Genomic DNA, 22317 nt, shown 5'->3' with positions numbered 1-22317 from the left:
GGTGGATCAGTTCACCGCCGGTACACAGCGGCCGTCCTCCGTCCTGTACGTCCACTTCGCGCCGTCGGTCACCAGTTCCCGGACCGCCGCCACGAAACGCTCCACGTGCTCGTCGGGCGTTCCCGCGCCGAAGCTGACCCGGATGGCGTTGAGGGACTTCTCGCCGGGGGCCGCCTCGGGGGCGCCGCATTCGCCCTGGGTCTGGGGGTCGCTGCCGAGCAGGGTGCGGACCAGCGGGTGGGCGCAGAAGAGGCCGTCGCGGACGCCGATGCCGTACTCGGCGGAGAGCGCCGCGGCGAAGTGGGAGCTGTTCCAGCCCTCCACCACGAAGGAGATCACGCCGACGCGCGGGGCGTCGTCGCCGAACAGGGACAGCACCTTCACCTGCGGGACCTCGGCGAGGCCCTCGCGGACCCTGGTGATCAGATGCTGCTCGCGGGCCACCAGGGTGTCCCAGCCGGCCTCGGTGAGCGCCTTGCAGGCCGACGCGATGGAGTAGGCGCCGATCACATTGGGCGAGCCCGCTTCATGCCGCGCGGCGCTCTCGTGCCACTCCACGTCCACGCCGCCGTCCTGACGCCGGGTCACCTTGCGGCTGGCGCCGCCGCCCGCGAGGTACGGCTCGGCCGCGCGCAGCCAGTCGGCGCGGCCGGCCAGGACGCCGGAGCCGAAGGGGGCGTACAGCTTGTGGCCGGAGAAGGCGACCCAGTCGACGTCCAGGTCGCGGATGTCCACCGGGTGGTGCGGGGCGAGCTGGGCGGCGTCCAGGACGATCCGGGCGCCGTGCGCGTGCGCCGCGGCGGCCAGTTCGCGCACCGGCCACAGCTCCCCGGTGACATTGGAGGCGCCGGTGACGCAGACCAGGGCCGGACCGTGGCCCCCTTCGATCGACACGGTGCGGTCGGCGAGGGCCCGCTCCAGGGTCGCCACGGCCTGCTGCGGGGTGCGGGGGGCGTTGAGGTAGGTGACGTGCGCGTCCTGCCAGGGCAGCAGGGAGGCGTGGTGCTCGGTCTCGAAGACGAAGACCTGGCAGTCGGCGGGGAGCGCGCGGGCCAGCAGGTTCAGGGAGTCCGTGGTCGACCGGGTGAAGACCACCTGGTCGTCGGCGCGGCAGCCGAGGAACTCGGCGACCGCCTTGCGGGCGTTCTCGAACAGGTCGGTGGAGAGCTGGGAGAGGTAGCCGGCGCCGCGGTGGACGCTGCCGTAGTAGGGCGCGTAGGCGGCGACGTCGTCCCAGACGCGCTGCAGGGCGGGGGCGCTGGCCGCGTAGTCGAGGGCCGCGTAGGTGACCTCGCCGCCGGTGACCAGCGGGACGGTGACATCCCGGCCCAGAACGGGCAGCGCCCCCGAAATGTCACGGCAAACGGACTGGTCGGCGGCAGCGGTGAAGACGGACATGGGTGAACTCCCGTGAGGACATACGCCCTGAGGGCGTAGGAAGAAGAGGAAAAGGGTGTGCGGAGGCGGGGCTCGGCGGCCCTATCGCATTCGCTTGCTCACGGGAGGCTCCTCGACGACCAGGACCCCTGCCCTCGCATACAAACCAAAGGCGCGCGAGGGGTCCGCGCTTGCCATAGACCTCACTGCCTACGGCCTGGTCTTCACCCGGGGCACCCCGCCACGGACGGAGGGTTGCCGGACAGTCGGCCGGGGCCTCATGACTGTCACTCATGACCTGGGACAGGAACGTACGGGAAACGATCGTCGTCCCGCAACCCGAGTCCGGATCGCGGGACGACGACCGGTGCACGCTAGGCGTTGCTGGCCGCCACCCACCGCTCCAGCGTCCGCTTCGCCGCGCCTGAGTCGATGGACTCGGCGGCCCTCACCATGCCGGCCCGGAGCTGGTCGGCGAGCGGGGCGTCGGTCGGCGCGAGAGCGACCAGCGCCGCCGCAGAGTTCAGCAGGACGGCGTCCCGGACGGGGCCGCGCTCGCCGTCCAGCAGGCGCCGGGCCACCTCCGCGTTGTACGCCGCGTCGGCGCCGCGCAGGGCCTCCACGGGGACGAGGTCGATGCCGACCTCGCGCGGGTCGAAGATCTCCTCGGTGACCTTGCCGTCCCGGACGACCCAGACCCGGGACGTGGACGTCGTCGTCAGCTCGTCCAGTCCGTCGTCGCCCCGGAAGACCAGGGAGGAGTTGCCGCGCTCGGCGAGGACTCCGGCCACGATCGGTGCCATCCGGGGGTCGGCGACACCGACGGCCTGGGAGCGCACCTTGGCCGGGTTGGTCAGCGGGCCCAGCACATTGAAGGTCGTACGGATGCCCAACTGGCCGCGGGCCGGGGCCACATGGCGCAGTGACGGGTGGAACTTCACCGCGAAGCAGATGGTGATGCCGGCCTCTTCGGCGACCTCGGCGACCCGCTTCGGGGTCAGGTTCAGATTGATCCCGAGCTTCTCCAGGACGTCGGAGGACCCGGAGGCCGAGGACGCGGCGCGGTTGCCGTGCTTGACGACCTTGGCGCCCGTGCCCGCGACGACGATCGACGACATCGTGGAGATGTTCACCGTCTTGGCGCCGTCGCCGCCGGTGCCGACGATGTCGACGGCCGGACCCGGCACCTCGATCACGTTCGCGTGCTCGTACATCGCGCGGACGAGCCCGCTGATCTCCTGGACCGTCTCGCCCTTGGCCCGCAGCGCCACCATGAAACCGGCGATCTGCGCGTCGGTCGCCTCGCCGCGCATGATCCGGTCCATCGCCCACGCGGTGTCGTCGGCGGACAGGTCCTGGCCGTCCAGCAGACCGTTCAGCAGGGCGGGCCAGGAGCGGCCCGCCGCGGTGTCGCCTCCAGCGGGGGTCACAGCGCTCATAGCCGCTCCTGGGTGTCGTACCTGCGAAATCACTGGTTCGAGATCACTGGTCCGAAATCAGTGGTCCGAAATCAGTGGTGATCCCACCCTATCGGCCCCGGGACATGGCGAAGGGCCCCGTCCGTAAGCCGGACGGGGCCCCTCAGCGTGGCGTGGCGACGCGGGGATCAGTGGTGGCCGTGGCCGCTCGTGATCTCCTTGTACTCATCGACGGTCGGCTTCGGGATCTGGTTGTCCTCGCCGTAGTAGGCGTTGGACAGCTTCGCCCGGACCTTCTCCGAGGTGCCGACCTTGCGCTCGACACCGTTCTCGTCGACCGTCGGGCCGATCTCGGCCGGCTCGTACTGGTGGTGAGCCGTGAGGGTGTGCAGCTGCTCCTGGCTGAGCGGCTCGTGCACCTCGATGAACTCACCGTGCGGCAGGCGCTTGATGATGCCGGTCTCGCGACCGTGCAGCACCTTGTCGCGGTCGCGGCGCTGCAGGCCGAGGCAGATCCGCTTGGTCACGAGGAACGCGATGACCGGGCCGACGAAGAACGCGATCCGGACGAACCAGGTCACGGCGTTGATCGACAGGTGGAAGTGCGTGGCCCACAGGTCGTTGCCGCCGCCGACCAGCAGGGTCAGGTAGATCGTCATCCAGGCGACGCCGAGACCGGTGCGGGTCGGGGCGTTGCGCGGGCGGTCCAGGATGTGGTGCTCGCTCTTGTCGCCGGTGACCCAGGACTCGATGAACGGGTAGACCGCGATCGCCACCAGGACCAGCGGGAAGATCACCAGCGGGATGAACACGCCCAGGACGAGCGTGTGGCCCCACAGGTTGATCTCCCAACCCGGCATGAAGCGGATCAGACCCTCGGAGAAGCCCATGTACCAGTCGGGCTGGGCGCCGGTGGACACCTGGTCCGGACGGTAGGGGCCCATGGCCCAGATCGGGTTGATCTGGGCGACCGCCGCGATGGCCGCGATCACACCGAAGACCAGGAAGAAGAAGCCTCCGGCCTTGGCCATGTAGACCGGCAGCAGCGGCATGCCGACGACGTTCTTCTCGGTCTTTCCGGGACCCGCGAACTGCGTGTGCTTGTGGTAGAAGACCAGGATCAGGTGCGCCACCATCAGGCCGAGCATGATGCCCGGCAGCAGCAGGATGTGGATCGAGTAGAACCGGGCGACGAAGTCGTGGCCGGGGAACTCTCCGCCGAACAGGAAGAACGACAGGTACGTGCCGACGATCGGCACGGACAGGATCGCGCCCTCCATGAAGCGGACACCGGTGCCGGAGAGCAGGTCGTCCGGGAGCGAGTAACCGGTGAAGCCGGTGAACATGCCGAGGACGAACAGCAGGAAGCCGAACAGCCAGTTGATCTCACGCGGCTTGCGGAACGCGCCGGTGAAGAACACACGCATCATGTGCACGAACATGCCGGCGAGGAAGATCAGCGCGGCCCAGTGGTGGATCTGCCGCATGAGCAGACCACCGCGCACGTCGAAGGAGATGTGCAGGGTCGAGTTGAACGCCTCGGACATCAGCTGTCCCTGGAGCGGGACATAGCTGCCGTGGTACTGCACCTCGTTCATCGACGGGTGGAAGAACAGTGTCAGATAGACACCCGTCAGGATGATGATGATGAAGCTGTACATGCACACTTCGCCCAACATGAACGACCAGTGGTCGGGGAAGATCTTGCGCATGTTGGCCTTGGCCAGGGAGTAGATCCCGAGCCGGCCGTCGGCCCAGTCGGCGATCCGCTCGCCGGCCGGTGCCTTCCCGCGAGAGCGGGGCTCTTCATTCGGTGTAGTACTCATCCGCGCTCCCAGAATGCAGGACCGACGGGCTCCTCGAAGTCGCCGAGCGCCTGGAGGTAACCGTCACTGTCCACGCCGATGCGCAGCTGCGGCAGGGCGTGGCCGGCGGGGCCGAAGATCACTCGGGCGCCGTCGGAGAGGTCGAAGGTGGACTGGTGGCACGGGCACAGCACGTGGTGCGTCTGCTGCTCGTACAGCGAGATCGGGCAGCCGACGTGGGTGCAGATCTTGGAGAAGGCGACGATGCCTTCGTGCGACCAGTCGAGCTCGCGCTTGTCCTTGATGTTGCCCGGCTGCAGCCGGACGATCATCAGCGCGGCCTTGGCGATCTCCGTCTGGAACTCCTCGTCCGTCTCCTCCAGCCCGTCGGGCTTGGCGAAGGTGAGAGAGCCGACGGCGACGTCCTCGGGACGCAGCGGCTGGTTGGTGTTCATGTTGACCAGGCGCTTGCCCTTGGCCCACATCGTGTGCCGCAGCTTGGTCCCGGGCGCCGGGCCGAGACCGCCGAGCAGCATGACGCCGGAGAGCGGCACCAGGGCCAGCGCGCCGAACATCGTGGTGCGGATCAGCTTGCGGCGGCCGAGCGCCGACTCCTTGGCACCCTCGCGGAAGTCCGCGTGGACCTTCGCGCGGACCTCGGGCGAGGCCGCGATCGCGTGCCGCTCGTCGGCGACCTCGACGTCGGACATCAGGGTGCGGGCCCAGTGGACCGCGCCCGCGCCGATGCTGAACAGCGCCACGCCGAGGGTCAGACCCAGCGTGAAGTTCATCGCGCTGAGGTGCCCGATCGGGAAGACGAAGATCGACTTGTCGTTCGGGACCACCAGGTACGCGACGATGAAGGCGATGGTGGCCAGCATCGACACCGTGAACAGCAGGGCGACCATGCGCTCGGACCGCTTGGCGGCCCGCTCGTCGATGTCCTGGATCCGGTGCTCGTGCGGCGGCAGCCCCGGGTCCGCGAACGGGTTCTCCTCGTCCGCGACCCCTACCGCCACGCCGGGTGCGTGGCCCTGCTCAGCGGGCAGGTTCTCTTCTGGAATGTCTTGGCTACTCATGACTTCTTGGCCTTTGCGGTCCGAGCGGCGACCCAGACGGCGACCGTGATCAGCGCGCCGAGGCCGAAGATCCAGGCGAACAGACCCTCACTGACCGGCCCGAGGCCGCCCAGCTCCAGACCGCCCGGGTTCTCCGTCTTGTCGCCGTTGACCGCGTTCAGGTACGCGATGATGTCCTTCTTGTTCTTCGAAGACAGCGTGGTGTCGGGGAAGGACGGCATGTTCTGCGGGCCCGTCTGCATGGCCTCGTAGATGTGCTTCGGAGCGACACCCTCCAGGCTCGGCGCGAACTTGCCCTTGGTCAGGGCGCCGCCCTTGCCGGTGAAGTTGTGGCACTGCGCGCAGTTGGTGCGGAACAGCTCGCCGCCCTTGGCGATGTCCGCGCCACCCGGGCCGTACTGGTCGTTGGTGGGCACGCTCGGGCCGGCGCCCAGCGAGGCGATGTAGGCGGCGAGCTGGTCGATCTGCGTCTGGTCGTAGACGACCTTCTTGCGCGGGACCTGGGCGCCCTGCGAGGTGGCCGCGGGCATACGGCCGGTGCCGACCTGGAAGTCGACGGCCGCGGCACCCACGCCGACCAGGCTCGGTCCGTCGGAGGAGCCCTGGCCACCGGTGCCGTGGCAGCTGGCGCAGCCGACCTCGTAGAGCTTCTTGCCCTCCTTGATGGTCAGGGACTGGGCGGAATCATCGGCCTGTGCCTTGCCCGCGGGTGCGAACGCGGCATACAGCCCCCCAGTGGCCGCCAGCGCGAGGAGTAGGACGACGACCGCCGCCAGCGGATGGCGTCGTCGTGCGGAGAGCTTTTTCACGGATTACCCCGGTGTCAGGATCTTCTGCGTCGGTGCTTCTGGATGTGCGGGAGCCGGTCCCGCTACTTGATCAAGTAGATCGTGGCGAAAAGGCCGATCCAGACCACATCGACGAAGTGCCAGTAGTAGGACACGACGATGGCGGCGGTCGCCTGCTCGTGGGTGAACCTCTTGGCCATGTAGGTGCGGCCGAGGACGAACAGGAAGGCGATGAGGCCACCCGTCACGTGCATGCCGTGGAAGCCGGTGGTCAGGTAGAACACCGAGCCGTACGGGTCCGAGGACAGCGAGATGCCGTCCTTCTTCACCAGCTCCGTGTACTCGTAGATCTGACCGCCGATGAAGATCGCACCCATGATGAAGGTGAGGATGAACCAGCCACGGAGCTTCTTCACGTCACCGCGCTCGGCCGCGAACACGCCGAGCTGGCAGGTGAGCGAGGAGAGCACCAGGATCGTGGTGTTCGTCGCCGAGAAGGGCACATTGAGCGCCTCGGCCATGTGCTTCCAGTGCGCCGGACCCGTCACCGATCGCAGGGTGAAGTACATCGCGAAGAGGGCCGCGAAGAACATCAGCTCGGAACTCAGCCAGATGATGGTTCCGACGCTGGTGAGGTTCGGCCGGTTGACCGACGGGTGCGCGTGCCCGGTTTCTACTGTCGTTGCTGTCGCCACGACCGACATTATGTCGGTCGCTTATCCCGCCCTCACTCCGGGGGGTGCCGTTCGGAGTGTTGCTGCCCGCCGAACCGGTGTTGACGTGGTGTTCAGGGAGACTTCGACGGGAGTAACATCCGCCCCGAACGGCCCTGTACTTCCCGTCCGTACGACGCCGACGTCCCGGAGGAACCATGCAGCCGACCGCCACGGTGCTGGTCTACAGCGACGACTCCACCACCCGCGAGCAAGTACGGCTGGCCTCCGGCCGTAAACCGGCTCCTGATGTTCCCTTTGTCGAGTTCGTGGAGTGCGCCACCCCCGAGGCGGTCGTCCGGGAGTTGGGCCGAGGCGGTATCGACGTCTGTGTGCTGGACGGTGAGGCCGTGCCGATGGGGGGCATGGGGGTGTGCCGGCAGATCAAGGACGAGGTGTTCAACTGCCCGCCGGTGCTGCTGCTCATGGGGCGGCCGCAGGATGCGTGGCTGGCCACCTGGAGCCGGGCCGATGCGGCTGTGACGCTGCCGGTGGATCCGGTGGAGTTCGCCTCGGCCCTTGCCTCGCTGCTCCGTCAGAAGAGGTTGCTGAGCGCCTCGTAGCCCGGGGCGTGGGACCTCTGCGCCGGTGCGGGCCGTGGGGCCTCTTCGCGCCCGCGCGGCGGACCCTCCTGTCGGCACAGCCCGCGCCCCTGGGTTCGCTACAGCGCTGCCGGCTGGAGACGTACCGTGTTCGTCTCCGACGGTGTGTTCGTCGTGCCGCGGGTCAGGGCGCTGCCCTGGCTCCATCTCTTCCAGTCCAGGTTCCAGTCGCCGAAGCCGTTGCCGAAGGGTTCCATCGCCTTGCCGTTGGTGTTGACGACCTTGACGATGTCGCCCTCGTGGACGGTGTTGAAGAACCACGCGGCGTTCGCCGTGCTCATGCCGGTGCAGCCGTGGCTGACGTTCGCGTAGCCCTGTGAGCCCACGGACCAGGGCGCCGCGTGGACGAACTCGCCGGACCAGGTCACCCGGGTGGCCCAGTACACCGGCAGGTCGTACGAGTCGGAGGTGCCCGCGGCGATGCCGACCGTGGTACCGCGCATGCGGACGAAGTACTGCTTGGCCAGGATGACCTTGACGCCGCTGCGGGTCTCCCAGCCGGGCTTGCCGGTGGTGACGGGGAGCGCTCTGAGCACCGCGCCGTTCTTGTAGACCGTCAGCCGGTGCGCCGCGGCGTCCGTGAGGGCCTCGATCCGCTCCCCCGTGGTGATCGTGAGCGGCTGGGACCTGCCGCCCCACAACCGGTCGCCGATCTTCATGCCGTCCAGGTTGCTGTGCACCGTGATGGTGGCGTGGGTGGGCCAGTACTCCTTGGGCCGGTAGTGGAGCTCCTTGCCGTTCACCCAGTACCAGGAGCCCTGCACGGCCGGTGCGGAGCTCACCCGGAGGGCGTTCTCCACGACGGCGCGCTGCGCCCTGTCCTTGACCTCCTGGTCGAGTTGGGCGGTGATGGGCTGTCCCACGCCGTACTCGCCGGCGTCCGGCCCGAAGGTGACGGTCAGTCGCTTCTTGTTCGTGGGCAGGCTGGTGTCGAACGCGAGGACCTTGCGGCCGGGCGCGCCGTCGTCGTCCTCGGTGCTCACCGTGACCGTGTAGTGGGCGTTGGCGGCCAGCGGAGCGGTGCTGTGCCATCTGCTGCCGTCGGCGGCGAGTTCGCCCGCCACATAGCGCCCTGTGGAGTCCTGGACGGTGACGTCGGTGATCTGGTCGTCGTCGCTGTTGGCGGTGATCTCCAGGGGCTTGTCCGGGTCGGCCCGCTTCCCTGCGTCGATGGGGCCGTTGAAGGAGATCAGGCCCGCCGCGTCGTACGGCTTGGCGGACAAGGGGTTGCCGTCCGAGCCGCAGGCGGTGACGCCCGCGCCGAGTGCGGTCACCAGCAGGGTGCAGCCGACGACGGTGCGGGTCCGCGGAATGTGGTTCATACGATCACGCTATGAGGCGCAGACCTCACCGGCGCGGCAGGTAATCCGTTCGAGTGATCGACACTGCGGCAGGCGGCCGACAGCGGACGGGTGACGGGGCAGGTGGGCCGCGCGGAAAGGCCGGAAGCCCAGACCCTCCTGATGGAGTGTCCGGGCTTCCGGTGGCTGCGCTCGTGTGCTACTGGGTGCGGTTCTCACCGTGGTAGTACTCGAACACCCAGCCGAACAGACCGACCACGATGAACGGGGCCGAGAAGTAGATCAGCCACCAGCCGACCGCGATGCTGAGGAAGGCGATCGCACCGCCGAAGCCCAGCATGAGCGGCTGCCAGCTGTGCGGGCTGAAGAAGCCCAGCTCGCCCGCGTCGTCCGCGACATCGGCCTCCATGTCGTCCTGGGCGCCCGCGTCGACCCGCCGGGCGGTGAAGCCCAGGTAGAAGCCGATCATGACGCTCAGGCCGAAGGCCAGGAACAGTGCGGTGGTACCGGCCGGCTCCTTCGACCACACGCCATACACGATGGCCATGATCAGGATGAAGACGCTCAGCCAGATGAACATCCGACCCTGGATCTTCACTTGCCGGCCTCCTTGCTGCCCTCGACGGCGGTGCCGTGACCGGCGTACTCAAGCTGCTCGAGCGCGGCGATCTCGGGGTGGTGCAGATCGAATGCCGGGGATTCACTGCGAATCCGCGGCAGGGTGAGGAAGTTGTGCCGCGGCGGCGGGCAGGAGGTCGCCCACTCCAGCGAACGGCCGTAGCCCCACGGGTCGTCCACGTTGACCGGCTTGCCGTACTTGGCCGTCTTCCACACGTTGTAGAGGAACGGCAGGATCGACAGGCCGAGCAGGAAGGAGCTGATGGTCGAGATCGTGTTCAGGGCGGTGAAGCCGTCGGCCGCCAGATAGTCGGCGTAACGACGCGGCATGCCCTCGGCACCGAGCCAGTGCTGGACCAGGAAGGTGCCGTGGAAGCCGACGAACAGCGTCCAGAAGGTGATCTTGCCGAGGCGCTCGTCCAGCATCTTGCCGGTCATCTTCGGCCACCAGAAGTGGAAGCCGGAGAACATGGCGAAGACGACCGTGCCGAAGACCACGTAGTGGAAGTGGGCCACCACGAAGTACGAGTCGGAGACGTGGAAGTCCATCGGCGGCGAGGCCAGGATGACACCGGTCAGACCACCGAACGTGAAGGTGATCAGGAAGCCGGTCGCCCAGAGCATCGGTGTCTCGAAGGACAACGAGCCCTTCCACATCGTGCCGATCCAGTTGAAGAACTTCACACCGGTCGGTACGGCGATCAGGAAGGTCATGAAGGAGAAGAACGGCAGCAGCACACCGCCGGTGACGTACATGTGGTGGGCCCACACCGTCACGGACAGACCGGCGATCGCGATGGTCGCGGCGATCAGGCCCATGTAGCCGAACATCGGCTTGCGGGAGAACACCGGGATCACCTCGGAGATGATTCCGAAGAACGGCAGCGCGATGATGTACACCTCTGGGTGTCCGAAGAACCAGAAGAGGTGTTGCCACAGCAAGGCGCCGCCGTTGGCGGCGTCGAAGACATGGGCGCCGAACTTGCGGTCCGCCTCCAGGGCGAACAGCGCGGCCGCGAGGACCGGGAAGGCGAGCAGGACCAGGACACCGGTGAGCAGCACGTTCCACACGAAGATCGGCATGCGGAACATGGTCATGCCCGGGGCGCGCATGCAGATGATCGTGGTGATGAAGTTGACCGAGCCGAGGATGGTGCCGAAGCCGGAGAAGGCCAGACCCATGATCCACATGTCGGCGCCGACACCCGGGGAGCGGACCGCGTCCGACAGCGGCGAGTAGGCGAACCAGCCGAAGTCGGCCGCGCCCTCGGGGGTGAGGAAGCCACCCACCGCGATCGTGGAGCCGAACAGGTACAGCCAGTAGGCGAACATGTTCAGCCGCGGGAACGCCACGTCCGGCGCGCCGATCTGCAGCGGCATGATCCAGTTCGCGAAGCCGGCGAACAGCGGCGTCGCGAACATCAGCAGCATGATCGTGCCGTGCATCGTGAACGCCTGGTTGAACTGCTCGTTCGACATGATCTGCAGACCCGGCCGGGCCAGCTCGGCGCGCATGAGCAGCGCCATCACGCCACCGATCAGGAAGAACGCGAACGACGTCGCGAGGTACATCGTCCCGATCGTCTTGTGGTCGGTGGTCGTCAGCCACTTCACCACTACGTTGCCGGGCTGCTTGCGCCTGACCGGCAGCTCGTCCGCGTACGAGCCTTCAGCTGCCGCGGCACCCTGGGGTTCGTTGAGGATGCTCACAGGTTGTTCGTCTCCCGGTTCTTCTCGTGGCTCGTCTGCGCGATGCCGGCGGGAATGTAACCGGTCTGCCCCTTCTTGGCGAGGTCCTTGAGGTGCTGCTCGTACCGCTCGGGCGAGACGACCTTCACGTTGAACAGCATCCGGGAGTGGTCGACGCCGCAGAGCTCGGCGCACTTGCCGAGGAAGGTGCCCTCCTGGTTGGGAGTCACCTGGAACGAGTTGGTGTGGCCCGGGATCACGTCCATCTTCATCAGGAACGGCACCACCCAGAAGGAGTGGATGACGTCACGAGAGGTGAGGACGAAGCGGACCGTCTTGCCCTTGGGGAGCCAGAGCGTCGGACCCGGGTTGCCCGTCTGCGGGTTCTTCGTGGCGGGCGTACCGGCGTCGTAGACGCCGCCGGCGTTCACCGGGAAGTCCTTCTTGAACCGGTCCGGAATGGCGTCCAGGTTCTTGTCGGTCTTGGCGTCGCCGGCAACACCGGGAACGTTCTCGACGTAGTTGAAGCCCCAGCTCCACTGGTAGCCGACCACGTTGACCGTGAGGTCCGGCTTCTTGGAGAGGTCCAGGAGCTTCGACTCGTCCCGGGCCGTGAAGTAGAAGAGCACCGAGATGATGATGATCGGGACCACCGTGTACAGGGCCTCGATCGGCATGTTGTACCGGGTCTGCGGAGGTACCTCGACCTTGGTGCGGCTGCGCCGGTGGAAGAAAGCACTCCACAGGATCAGGCCCCACACCAGCACGCCGGTGGCCAGTGCGGCAGCCCAGGAGCCCTGCCACAGGGAGAGGATCCGCGGAGCCTCTTCCGTGGTCGGGGTGGGCATGCCAAGGCGGGGGAAGTCCTTGTATGTGCAACCGGTTGCGGTCGCCAGGACCAGGCCCGCGGTCAGTGCCTGCAGCAGCTTCCGCCGCATCGGGCGCCGCGGCGAGCGGTCGGAGCCGTTGGGACTCACGTAGCGCCTTCCCGAGAGTCTCGCCCGCGCGGTCGGCTGCGGCCTTCTCGCTGGTCGGTCGCCGCCCTGCGGCGGGCAGGGGTTTGGATGTTTATGCGGACCAAACCCTAGCCGACGCCCTCCGGGGGTTCGCGGGGAGGGGGGCCTACTGGAGTGGGTGGTTCGCTGAATTGGCGGCCGGGGGCTCGTCGTGGCTGGTCGCGCCCCGCGGCGGAGCCGCAATTGACACAGCCACGCGCCCCTGGGTCGGCTCCCTCCGCCGGGGTCTTAACGTTGCCGTATGGCCTACTTTGACGCTGCCTCCGCCGTTCCTCTCCATCCCGTTGCCCGTCAGGCGCTGTTGGCCTCTCTGGATGAGGGATGGGCGGATCCCGCGCGGCTGTATCGGGAGGGCCGTAAGGCTCGCATGCTGCTCGACGCCGCTCGGGAGGCGGCCGCCGAGGCTGTCGGGTGCCGGGCGGACGAGGTGGTCTTCACCCCCTCCGGAACGCGGGCCGTACACAGCGGCATCGCGGGTGCGTTGGCCGGGAGGCGGCGGGTGGGGCGCCACCTGATCGTGTCGGCGGTCGAACACTCCTCCGTACTCCATTCGGCGGAGGTGTTCGAGGCGGACGGGGGGACGGTGACCCGGGTGCCGGTGAACCGGGCCGGCGCCGTGGACCCGTCCGGCTTCGCGGAGGCGCTCCGTCCGGACACCGCGCTGGCCGTCCTGCAGTCGGCCAACCACGAGGTGGGGACCGTTCAGCCGGTGGCCGAGGCGGCCGAGGCGTGCCGGGCCGCCGGTGTGCCGCTGCTGGTGGACGCGGCACAGTCGCTGGGGTGGGGGCCGGTCGGGGGTGCCTGGTCGCTGCTGACGGCCAGTGCGCACAAGTGGGGCGGGCCGTCCGGGGTCGGGCTGCTCGCCGTACGCAAGGGGGTGCGGTTCGCCGCCCAAGGCCCGGCCGACGAGCGGGAGTCGGGGCGGGCGCCCGGGTTCGAGGACATCCCGGCCGTCGTGGCGGCCGTCGCCTCGCTGCGCGCGGTACGGGCCGAGGCGGCCCAGGAGGCGGTACGGCTGCGGGAGCTGACGGAGCGGATCCGGGCGCGGGTGCCGCAGCTGGTGCCGGATGTGGAGGTCGTCGGCGACCCCGAGCGACGGCTGCCCGGGATCGTCACCTTCTCCTGCCTCTACGTCGACGGCGAGGCCCTGCTGCACGAACTGGACCGCGAGGGCTTCTCCGTCTCCTCCGGCTCCTCCTGCACGAGCAGCACGCTGACGCCCAGCCATGTCCTGAAGGCCATGGGTGTGCTGAGCGAGGGCAATGTCCGGGTGTCCCTGCCGATGGGGGCGGCCGAGGAGGACGTGGAGCGGTTCCTCGCGGTGCTGCCGGGAACCGTCGCGGGAGTGCGCGAGAAGCTGGGCGCGCCGACACCGGCCACACAGGCCGGCCCGGGCGAACTCGTCGTCGACTCCCTCGGCAAGCGCTGCCCGATCCCGGTCATCGAACTGGCCAAGGTGTTCGACCGGGTACCGGTGGGCGGGACCGTCCGCGTCCTCTCCGACGACGAGGCCGCCCGCCTGGACATCCCGGCGTGGTGCGCGATGCGGGGGCAGGAGTACGTCGGGGAGGAGCCGGCGGAGCGGGGAACGGCGTACGTGGTACGCCGGGTGAGCTGAGGAGGTCCGGGGGCGGAGCCCCCGGACGCCGGGCTCAGCCCAGGTGGGCCTGAACCTCCTGGGCGGCCTCGTCCCCGTACGCCTTGGTGAACCGCTCCATGAAGTGCGCCCGCCGCAGCCGGTACTCCTGCGTCCCCACGGTCTCGATGACCAGCGTGGCGAGCATGCAGCCCACCTGGGCGGCGCGCTCCAGCGAAACCCCCCAGGCCAGTCCGGACAGGAACCCGGCGCGGAAGGCGTCGCCGACACCCGTCGGGTCGGCCTTGCGCTCCTCCTCGGCACAGCCGACCTCGACCGGGTCCTCACCGGCCCGCTCGACGCGCACACCGCGCGAGCCCAGCGTGGTGACGCGGTGGCCGACCTTGCCCAGGATCTCGGCGTCGCTCCAGCCGGTCTTGGTCTCGATGAGGCCCTTCTCGTACTCGTTGGAGAACAGGTACGTCGCCCCGTCCAGCAGGACGCGGATCTCGTCGCCGTCCATCCGGGCGATCTGCTGGGAGAAGTCGGCGGCGAAGGGGATCGCGCGGGAGCGGCACTCCTCCGTGTGGCGGAGCATCGCCTCCGGGTCGTCGGCGCCGATGAGGACCAGGTCGAGGCCGCCCACGCGGTCGGCGACGGTCTTCAGCTCGATGAGGCGGGCCTCGCTCATCGCGCCGGTGTAGAACGAGCCGATCTGGTTGTGGTCGGCGTCGGTGGTGCACACGAAGCGGGCGGTGTGCAGGGTCTCGGAGATCCGGACCGACTCGGTGTCCACACCGTGCCGGTCGAGCCAGGACCGGTACTCGTCGAAGTCGGAGCCGGCGGCACCGACCAGGATCGGCCGGGTGCCGAGCTGGCCCATGCCGAAGGCGATGTTCGCGGCGACACCGCCGCGGCGCACGTCCAGATTGTCGACCAGGAAGGAGAGCGAAACCGTGTGCAGCTGGTCCGCGACGAGCTGGTCGGCGAAACGGCCGGGGAAGGTCATGAGGTGGTCGGTGGCGATGGAGCCGGTGACTGCGATGCGCACGACGGGAATTCTCCTGCGGGAGGCTGGATTGACAGTTCACGCTACCCGGTCGGCCGTCTGCGCTGTAGGTGGCGAAACTACCCGATAGTAGATCTTTCTTCGCGACCGGGAGCAGGCCTACGGTGCGGTCATGACGAACCTCAAGTTCCGCTCCACCGCCCCGGCCGACCTCGACGGCGATCTCGCCGCGCTGCGCGGTGACTGCGCCCGGATGGCTCCGCACTGGACGGTTCCCGAGCACTCCGAGTCCCGGCCGGTGCCGCCGTCCCTGATCCACGGGGTGACCGTGCCGGCGAAGTCCGCGCGTCTGCTGGACGCGATGTCGGACTACGGCGACTGACCCGGGGCGCTTTTCGCAGGGAACCGCACGCTCCCCTCCCGCGTCCCATCGCCGTCCCCCACACGGGGGATGCGGGATACGACCAGCGAGGAGCGATGCGGTGAACACCGAGGGACCTGAGAACCGCGAGCACCCCGAGGGCTCCGAGCATGCCGAGAACGGCGAAAGCACCGGGAGCGCCGCGAGCCGGGAGGGCTTCGAGGCCTCCGCGGACGCGGCGGACCCGGCGGGCCCGGCGGACTCCGGGAAGCCCGAGCCGGCGGCCTCGGCGGAGGACGTCACCGCCGTCGCTGACGTCACTGACATCACTGACGTCACCGCCGTTTCCGACGGACGCGACGTGAACGATGTCGGCGACGGCGGCGAAGGTACGGCGGACCGGCCGGGCGGGCGGCGCCGGTCGAGGCTCGCCGTTCTCTCCGTCGCCGCGGCCGTGCTGCTGGTCGGCGGCGGTGGCGCCTACCTCGCGGCGAGCGGCGACGCGGGCGGTCGTACCGGCGGCCCCGGCAGGGCCGGTGACGGCGCCACTCCCCCACCGCTCGCCCTGGACGGCTTCAGCGGCGGCACGGGCGGCATCGCTCCGGGCGAGCCGGACCCGTACGGCGCGACGTATGCGGCCGCGGGCGAACTGCCGGCCGGCCCCGGCTCCGCGCCGGTGTACGCGCCGAAGGGCGAGGTCGGCAAGGACGCGGTGGCCCGGCTGGCGAAGGCGCTGGGCGTCGACGGCACACCGGTGGCCGAGGGCGGGATCTGGCGGGTCGGCGGCAAGGCCGGCTCCGGGCCGAGCCTGCAGGTGAACCGGGACGCGCCGGGCAGCTGGACCTTCAGCCGCTATGCGCCGGGCACCGACGACTGCAAGAAGGGTGTCCTCTGTGCGCACGATCCGATGGGCCCGACGGGCAGCCCGGTGAGCGCGTCCAGGGCGATCGCGGCCGCGGCGCCCGTGCTGAAGGCGGCCGGGCTGGACGACGCGAAGATCGACGCGAGCCAGGTCATGGGCCTCCAGCGGGTGGTCAACGCCGACCCGGTGGTCGGCGGGCTGCCGACGTACGGCTGGACGACGGGCCTGACCGTGGACCGGCAGGGCGAGCTGGTCGGCGGGCACGGGCTGCTCGGGACGCCGGTGAAGGGCGACACGTATCCCGTGCTGAGCGCCGCGAAGACGCTGAAGCTCATGAACGCGGCGCCGAAGGGCGACCACCGGATGGGGATCGGCGGCTGTGCCGATCCGGGGCCGCTGAAGGACCGGCTGGAGCAGCCCTGCCGCGCCTCCACCGGGGCGCCGAAGCAGGGGGCGGACCCGGGCACCGACACGGTCGGCGTGGCGAACGCGGTGTTCGGGCTGGCCGCGCACTCGGTCGCCGGGCGGCAGACGCTGGTGCCGTCCTGGCTGTTCCAGGTGCGGGAGCCGGCCGGTCAGGGCGCGTCCACGGTGACGTATCCGGCGGTCGACCCCCGGTACCTGGCCTCGGCCACGACTCCCTCCGGCGGGCCGAGCACGGCGCCGAAGCCGCACAACGTGCAGGTGACCGGGTACACGGCCGACGACCGGGAGCTGAACGTGAGCTTCTACGGCGGGGTGTGCGCCGACTACACGGCGACGGCGAAGGAGGCCGGCGACCGGGTGACCGTGACCGTCACCGAGCGGCCCTGGCCGAACAAGGTGTGCGTGCTGATCGCCAAGGAGTACGTGAAGACCGTACGGCTGGACAGGCCGCTGGACGGCCGGACGGTCGTCGGCACCGACGGCAAGCCGATCCCGCAGGCCAAGCCGGGCGAGCTCCGGCCCGACGCGCCGACGCAGGCTCGTTAGCCTCCTGACGTACGGCAGCCTCCGGGCGTACGGAAAAAGGCGGCGGCCCCCATGACAAGGGGCCGCCGCCTTTTCGATCCGTCAGGCAGAACCGTCGGCTCAGCTGAAGGAGTCGCCGCAGGCGCAGGAGCCGGTCGCGTTCGGGTTGTCGATCGTGAAGCCCTGCTTCTCGATGGTGTCCACGAAGTCGATGGTGGCGCCGCCCAGGTACGGAGCGCTCATCCGGTCCGTGACGACCTTGACCCCGCCGAAGTCCTTCTCCACGTCGCCGTCGAGCGAGCGCTCGTCGAAGAAGAGCTGGTAACGCAGACCGGAGCAGCCGCCGGGCTGAACAGCGACGCGCAGCGCGAGGTCGTCACGGCCTTCCTGGTCGAGCAGGGCCTTGACCTTGGCCGCGGCGGCGTCGGTCAGGATGATGCCGTCGGTGACGGTGGTGGTCTCGTCCGATACGGACATCTACATCTCTCCCGGGTTGTACGGAGACTGCTTGCCGACGAGTGCAACCGGCGCTTCCGCGGATTCATTCCGGGCCGGGCAGTCGTGTTGTCGCGTTTTTCTTCCGCTTTCATGCTCGCACATGCCCCACGGCACCGGCAGCGGCCTGTGGAGGGACCCGGGCGGGATTCATGTCACATCGACGTTATGGCCATCGTCAAAGTGACATGAACCAGTTATGATAGATAGCGTCAGTTAGACGAAAAGTAGAAAGGGTGCGTGTCGTGACCACCGCCCAGACCCCGGAGCTCGACGTGCAGCCGACTCCGCTCGCCCTGCTGCTGCTCGGCCGTGAGGCCGACCCGAAGAGCGAGCGGGGCGTCGAGTGCCCCGGCGACCTGCCTTCGCCGTCCGACCCCGACCTGGTCGAGCGCGCCCGCGCGGCCAAGGAGAAGCTCGGCGACAAGGTCTTCGTGCTCGGCCACCACTACCAGCGCGACGAGGTCATCCAGTTCGCGGACGTCACGGGCGACTCCTTCAAGCTGGCCCGGGACGCGGCCGCGCGCCCGGAGGCCGAGTACATCGTCTTCTGCGGTGTGCACTTCATGGCCGAGTCGGCGGACATCCTCACCTCCGACGACCAGAAGGTCGTCCTGCCCGACCTCGCCGCCGGCTGCTCGATGGCCGACATGGCGACGGCCGAGCAGGTCGCGGAGTGCTGGGACGTCCTGACCGAGGCGGGCATCGCCGAGCAGGTCGTGCCGGTCTCGTACATGAACTCCTCCGCCGACATCAAGGCGTTCACCGGCAAGCACGGCGGCACGATCTGCACCTCGTCCAACGCCAAGCGCGCGCTCGACTGGGCCTTCGAGCAGGGGGAGCCCTCGACAACAAAGGTGCTGTTCCTGCCGGACCAGCACCTCGGCCGCAACACCGCGGTCCGGGACATGGGCATGTCCCTGGACGACTGCGTGGTCTACAACCCGCACAAGCCGAACGGCGGCCTGACGGCGGACGAGCTGCGTGCGGCGAAGATGATCCTGTGGCGGGGCCACTGCTCGGTCCACGGCCGCTTCAGCCTGGACTCGGTCAACGACGTCCGCGCCCGCATCCCCGACGTGAACGTCCTCGTCCACCCCGAGTGCAAGCACGAGGTCGTCGCCGCCGCGGACTACGTCGGCTCGACGGAGTACATCATCAAGGCCCTGGAAGCCGCCCCGGCCGGTTCCAAGTGGGCCATCGGCACCGAGCTGAACCTGGTCCGTCGTCTGGCGAACCGTTTCGCGCCCGAGGGCAAGGAGATCGTCTTCCTCGACAAGACGGTCTGCTTCTGCTCGACCATGAACCGGATCGACCTGCCCCATCTGGTCTGGGCCCTGGAGTCCCTGGCCGAGGGCAACCTGGTCAACCGGATCGAGGTCGACCAGGAGACGGAGGCGTTCGCCAAGCTGGCGCTGGAGCGGATGCTGGCGCTGCCGTAGGACTCCGCACGAACCAGGCCGGGGCCCGGCCCCCCAGGAAGGGGGGCCGGGCCTCGGTGATGTTCGGATGCCCTCGGCGTTCAGACGCCGGCCGGTTCCCGCGCCTCGGACTCGCGGGCCTGCTGCTTCGCCGCCCGCTTCTTGGCGCGGCGCTCCTTGCGGAGCTCCAGCATCGCGTAGAGCGTCGGGACCAGGAGCAGGGTCAGCAGGGTCGACGTGATCAGGCCGCCGATGACGACCACCGCGAGGGGCTGGGCGATGAAGCCGCCCTCGCCGGTGACGCCCAGCGCCATCGGGAGCAGGGCGAAGATCGTCGCCAGGGCCGTCATGAGGATCGGGCGCAGCCGGTGCCGGCCGCCCTCGATCACGGCCTCGACCACGCCGTAGCCCTGCCCGCGGTACTGGTTGATCAGGTCGATCAGCACGATCGCGTTGGTCACCACGATGCCGATCAGCATCAGCATGCCGATCATCGCCGGGACGCCCATCGGGGTGCCGGTGGCGACCAGCAGGCCGATCGCGCCCGTCGCCGCGAACGGGATGGAGACCAGCAGGATCAGCGGCTGGGCCAGCGAACGGAAGGTCGCGACCAGCAGCATGAAGACGATCGCGATCGCCGCCAGCATGGCCAGGCCCAGGTTCTTGAACGCGTCGTTCTGGTCCGACGTGACGCCGCCGATCTCGGCCTTCGCGCCCGTCGGCAGCTTCAGCGCCTTGATCTTCGACTGGAGCTCGGTGCTGATCGCGCCCGTGTTGTCGCCGGTCGGCTTGGCCGTGATGGTCGCGGCCCGCCGGCCGTCGATCCGGGTCAGCGACACCGGGCCGTCCACCAGCCGCACCGTGGCGATGTCGCCCAGCTTCACCGGGCCGAGGCGCAGCGCCTTCAGCTGGGCCAGGGTGGTCGCGGGCTCCGCCGACCGCACCACGACATCGCGCTCGGTGTCGTCGAGGATCGCCTTCGCCGCCGTCGTACCGCGCACGGCCTGGGCGACCGCGGCGCCCAGCTTCTGGTCGTCGAACCCGGCCGCGGCCGCCTTGGCGTTGGCCTTGACCGAGATCCGGGGCACGCTGGTCGCGAGGTCGCTGGTGACGTCCGTGACGCCGTCCAGTCCTGCGACCGTGGAGCGGACCTCGTCCGCCGCCGTGCTCAGCGCCTGCGGGTCGGACGCCTTGACCACCACGCTCAGGTTCTGGTTGCCGAAGCCGTCGCCGGCCGACACGGTGGTCGTACCGATGCCCTGGAGCTTCTTCAGGCCGTCCTCCAGGTGCTTCTGCACCTTGTCGTACGACTTCGAGTCCTTCAGCATCACCTGGTACGACGCCTGGTTGGTCTGGGTGCTGCCGCCGAAGGCCGCCATGAAGCCGGAGGAGCCGACGGTGACCTGGTAGTCCTTGACGCCGTCGGTGGCGGCCAGGAGCTGCTCCACCCGCTTGGCCTGCTTGTCCGTCTCGGCGAGGCCGGTGCCGGGCTTCAGCTCCTGCTTGACGGTGAGGACCTCCTGCTCGCCCTGGTCGAAGAAGTTCGTCTTCAGCAGGCCGCCCATGCCGAACGTGACGACGAGGACCACGATCGCGAGCAGCACGCTGGTGAGGCGGCGGCGCGTGGCGAAGCGCAGGACGGGGACGTAGGCACGCTGGAGGCGGCTGTTCGCCTCCTTCTCCTCGGCCCGCCGGCGGGCCTCGGCCGCGTCCCCGGGGGTGCCCTTCGGGGCGCGCAGGAACCAGTACGACAGGACCGGGACGACCGTCAGCGACACCAGCAGGGAGGCCAGCAGGGCCGCCGTCACCGTGATGCTGAACGAGCCGAACAGGGCGCCCACCATGCCGCCGACCAGGCCGATCGGCAGGAACACGGCGACCGTGGTGAGGGTGGAGGAGGTGACCGCGCCGGCCACCTCGCGCACGGCGTTCAGGATCGCGTCCTTGCGCTCCTCGCCGTAGCCGAGGTGCCGCTTGATGTTCTCCAGGACCACGATCGAGTCGTCGACGACACGGCCGATGGCGATGGTCAGCGCGCCGAGCGTGAGCATGTTCAACGACAGGCCGCGCGCCCACAGCACGATCAGGGCGAGGACGACGGACAGCGGGATGGAGACGGCCGTGACCAGCGTCGAGCGGATCGACGCCAGGAAGACCAGGATGACCAGGACGGCGAAGAGCAGGCCGAGCGCGCCCTCGGTGGTCAGGCCCTTGATGGACTTCGAGACGGCCGGGCCCTGGTCGCTGACGACCGTGAGCTTCGCGCCGGAGCCGAGCTGCTCGCGCAGGTCGGGCAGCTTGTCCTTGACCGCGCCGGAGATGGTGACCGCGCTGCCGTCGTGGTCCATCGTCACGTTGACGGCGAGGCTGGGCCGGCCGTCGGTGCGGGTGATGGAGTCGGCCGGGGCCGGCTGCTCCTTCACGGTGGCCACGTCACCGAGGCGTACGGGCTTCTCCCCGCTCTCGCCGGTGACCATCAGGTCCTGGATCTGCCGGAGCGAGGTGAAGCCGCCGCCGACCTGGACGGTGCGGCTCACGCCGTTCTCGTCGAAGGAGCCGGCCGGGACGGTCGCGCCGCCCGCCTGCAGGGCCTGCCCGAGCGCGGCGGAGGTGAGTCCGGCCCGCGCGAGCCTCGCATCGTCCGGGGTGACCGTGACCTGGAGGTCGCGGACGCCGGTGACCTGGACGCGGCCGACACCGGAGATGTCCTTCAGCGTCGGTACGACGGTCTTGGCCAGCTGGTCGGAGAGGGCCTGCTGGTCCTTGTCGGAGGTGACGGCGAGGACCACCGTCGGCATGTCGTCGGTCGAGCCGGAGACGACCTGCGGATCGACGCCGGACGGGAGCTGGTTGCGGGCCCGGTTCACGGCCTGCTGGACGTCGGAGACGATCTGCTTGGTGTCGTTGCCGTAGTCGAAGGACGCCATGATCACGGCGTTGCCCTCACTGGCGGTCGAGGTGACGCCCTTGACGCCGGAGACGCCCTGGAGGTTGTTCTCGATCGGTTCGACGACCTGCTTCTCGACCACGTCGGGCGAGGCGCCCTGGTACGGCGCGATCACCGACACCATGGGCAGGTTGATGGTGGGCAGCAGCTGCTGCTTGATCTGGGGTATCGCGATCAGTCCGAAGACGAGCGCGACGAGGGACATCAGGCCTGTCAGGGCCCGTTGCCGGAGGCTGAATCTCGACAGCCAGGACATGGATCAGGGTCTCTCAATCTGTGAGCGGCAGGC

18 protein-coding genes and 1 riboswitch are annotated in these 22317 nt (G+C 69.2%); of the genes, 5 read left to right on the top strand and 13 right to left on the bottom strand.

The window, feature by feature from the left end:
* Nucleotides 1–6: 6 nt before the first annotated feature.
* The 6 genes from AB5L52_RS31705 to AB5L52_RS31680 all read right to left on the bottom strand — a co-directional run bounded on the left by AB5L52_RS31705 (nucleotide 7) and on the right by AB5L52_RS31680 (nucleotide 7171).
* Nucleotides 7–1398 (bottom strand): aminotransferase class V-fold PLP-dependent enzyme, encoded by a 1392-nt coding sequence (locus AB5L52_RS31705; RefSeq protein WP_351018166.1) that lies wholly within the window; start codon nucleotides 1396–1398, stop codon nucleotides 7–9.
* Between the two features lie 161 nt (nucleotides 1399–1559).
* Nucleotides 1560–1676: riboswitch (SAM riboswitch) on the bottom strand.
* Between the two features lie 75 nt (nucleotides 1677–1751).
* Nucleotides 1752–2816 carry an anthranilate phosphoribosyltransferase gene (gene trpD, locus AB5L52_RS31700; RefSeq protein WP_351018168.1) on the bottom strand — a complete coding sequence of 355 codons (1065 nt, stop codon included), beginning with the start codon at nucleotides 2814–2816 and terminating at the stop codon, nucleotides 1752–1754.
* 167 nt (nucleotides 2817–2983) lie between these two features.
* Entirely contained in the window at nucleotides 2984–4621 is a 1638-nt protein-coding gene (locus AB5L52_RS31695; RefSeq protein WP_351018171.1) for a cytochrome bc complex cytochrome b subunit, read from the bottom strand.
* Nucleotides 4618–5679 (bottom strand): Rieske 2Fe-2S domain-containing protein, encoded by a 1062-nt coding sequence (locus tag AB5L52_RS31690; protein ID WP_351018174.1) that lies wholly within the window; start codon nucleotides 5677–5679, stop codon nucleotides 4618–4620. The genes AB5L52_RS31695 and AB5L52_RS31690 overlap by 4 nt, the downstream gene beginning before the upstream one ends.
* Entirely contained in the window at nucleotides 5676–6488 is an 813-nt protein-coding gene (locus AB5L52_RS31685; RefSeq protein WP_351018177.1) for a cytochrome c, read from the bottom strand. The genes AB5L52_RS31690 and AB5L52_RS31685 overlap by 4 nt, the downstream gene beginning before the upstream one ends.
* A 62-nt stretch (nucleotides 6489–6550) precedes the next feature.
* Entirely contained in the window at nucleotides 6551–7171 is a 621-nt protein-coding gene (locus AB5L52_RS31680; RefSeq protein WP_076090254.1) for a heme-copper oxidase subunit III, read from the bottom strand.
* A gap of 167 nt (nucleotides 7172–7338) precedes the next feature.
* On the opposite strand from AB5L52_RS31680, the gene AB5L52_RS31675 reads away from it, so the two are divergent.
* Nucleotides 7339–7743, top strand: coding sequence for a hypothetical protein (locus tag AB5L52_RS31675; RefSeq protein WP_351567683.1), 405 nt, complete (start codon nucleotides 7339–7341; stop codon nucleotides 7741–7743).
* 98 nt (nucleotides 7744–7841) lie between these two features.
* Here AB5L52_RS31675 and AB5L52_RS31670 read toward each other — a convergent pair whose 3' ends face one another.
* The 4 genes from AB5L52_RS31670 to coxB all read right to left on the bottom strand — a co-directional run bounded on the left by AB5L52_RS31670 (nucleotide 7842) and on the right by coxB (nucleotide 12367).
* On the bottom strand, nucleotides 7842–9104 hold the full coding sequence (locus AB5L52_RS31670) for an Ig-like domain-containing protein (RefSeq protein WP_351018183.1): 1263 nt from the start codon (nucleotides 9102–9104) through the stop codon (nucleotides 7842–7844).
* Nucleotides 9105–9282: 178 nt separating this feature from the next.
* The gene (locus AB5L52_RS31665) at nucleotides 9283–9681 is read right to left on the bottom strand and encodes a cytochrome c oxidase subunit 4 (RefSeq protein WP_351018186.1); all 399 of its coding nucleotides are present in this window, start codon (nucleotides 9679–9681) and stop codon (nucleotides 9283–9285) included.
* Entirely contained in the window at nucleotides 9678–11411 is a 1734-nt protein-coding gene (gene ctaD, locus AB5L52_RS31660; protein ID WP_351018189.1) for a cytochrome c oxidase subunit I, read from the bottom strand. Before ctaD ends, AB5L52_RS31665 begins: the two co-directional genes overlap by 4 nt.
* Nucleotides 11408–12367, bottom strand: coding sequence for a cytochrome c oxidase subunit II (coxB, locus tag AB5L52_RS31655; RefSeq protein WP_351018192.1), 960 nt, complete (start codon nucleotides 12365–12367; stop codon nucleotides 11408–11410). The genes ctaD and coxB overlap by 4 nt, the downstream gene beginning before the upstream one ends.
* A gap of 280 nt (nucleotides 12368–12647) precedes the next feature.
* Here coxB and AB5L52_RS31650 point away from each other — a divergent pair, with 280 nt between their 5' ends.
* On the top strand, nucleotides 12648–14024 hold the full coding sequence (locus AB5L52_RS31650; RefSeq protein ID WP_351018194.1) for an aminotransferase class V-fold PLP-dependent enzyme: 1377 nt from the start codon (nucleotides 12648–12650) through the stop codon (nucleotides 14022–14024).
* 34 nt (nucleotides 14025–14058) lie between these two features.
* Here the strand turns inward: AB5L52_RS31650 and AB5L52_RS31645 are convergent, their stop codons facing one another.
* Nucleotides 14059–15033 carry a carbohydrate kinase family protein gene (locus AB5L52_RS31645; protein ID WP_351018197.1) on the bottom strand — a complete coding sequence of 325 codons (975 nt, stop codon included), beginning with the start codon at nucleotides 15031–15033 and terminating at the stop codon, nucleotides 14059–14061.
* 130 nt (nucleotides 15034–15163) lie between these two features.
* On the opposite strand from AB5L52_RS31645, the gene AB5L52_RS31640 reads away from it, so the two are divergent.
* The gene (locus AB5L52_RS31640; protein ID WP_351018200.1) at nucleotides 15164–15373 is read left to right on the top strand and encodes a hypothetical protein; all 210 of its coding nucleotides are present in this window, start codon (nucleotides 15164–15166) and stop codon (nucleotides 15371–15373) included.
* Nucleotides 15374–15713: 340 nt separating this feature from the next.
* Nucleotides 15714–17186: a hypothetical protein gene (locus tag AB5L52_RS31635; RefSeq protein WP_369369010.1), complete on the top strand. Its 1473-nt coding sequence runs from the start codon at nucleotides 15714–15716 to the stop codon at nucleotides 17184–17186.
* A gap of 99 nt (nucleotides 17187–17285) precedes the next feature.
* Here AB5L52_RS31635 and AB5L52_RS31630 read toward each other — a convergent pair whose 3' ends face one another.
* A complete protein-coding gene (locus tag AB5L52_RS31630) occupies nucleotides 17286–17642 on the bottom strand; it encodes an iron-sulfur cluster assembly accessory protein (RefSeq protein WP_028422454.1) in 357 nt (118 codons plus the stop codon).
* Nucleotides 17643–17905: 263 nt separating this feature from the next.
* Here AB5L52_RS31630 and nadA point away from each other — a divergent pair, with 263 nt between their 5' ends.
* Nucleotides 17906–19102 (top strand): quinolinate synthase NadA, encoded by a 1197-nt coding sequence (gene nadA / locus AB5L52_RS31625; protein ID WP_351018204.1) that lies wholly within the window; start codon nucleotides 17906–17908, stop codon nucleotides 19100–19102.
* Between the two features lie 80 nt (nucleotides 19103–19182).
* On the opposite strand, the gene AB5L52_RS31620 is transcribed toward nadA, so the two are convergent.
* A complete protein-coding gene (locus tag AB5L52_RS31620; protein WP_369367329.1) occupies nucleotides 19183–22284 on the bottom strand; it encodes an efflux RND transporter permease subunit in 3102 nt (1033 codons plus the stop codon).
* Nucleotides 22285–22317 lie beyond the last annotated feature (33 nt).

Source organism: Streptomyces sp. CG4 (assembly GCF_041080655.1).
Classification (GTDB): Bacteria; Actinomycetota; Actinomycetes; order Streptomycetales; family Streptomycetaceae; genus Streptomyces.
Note: the sequence above shows the minus strand (reverse complement) of the source record. Positions and strands in the feature narration are given on the sequence as shown.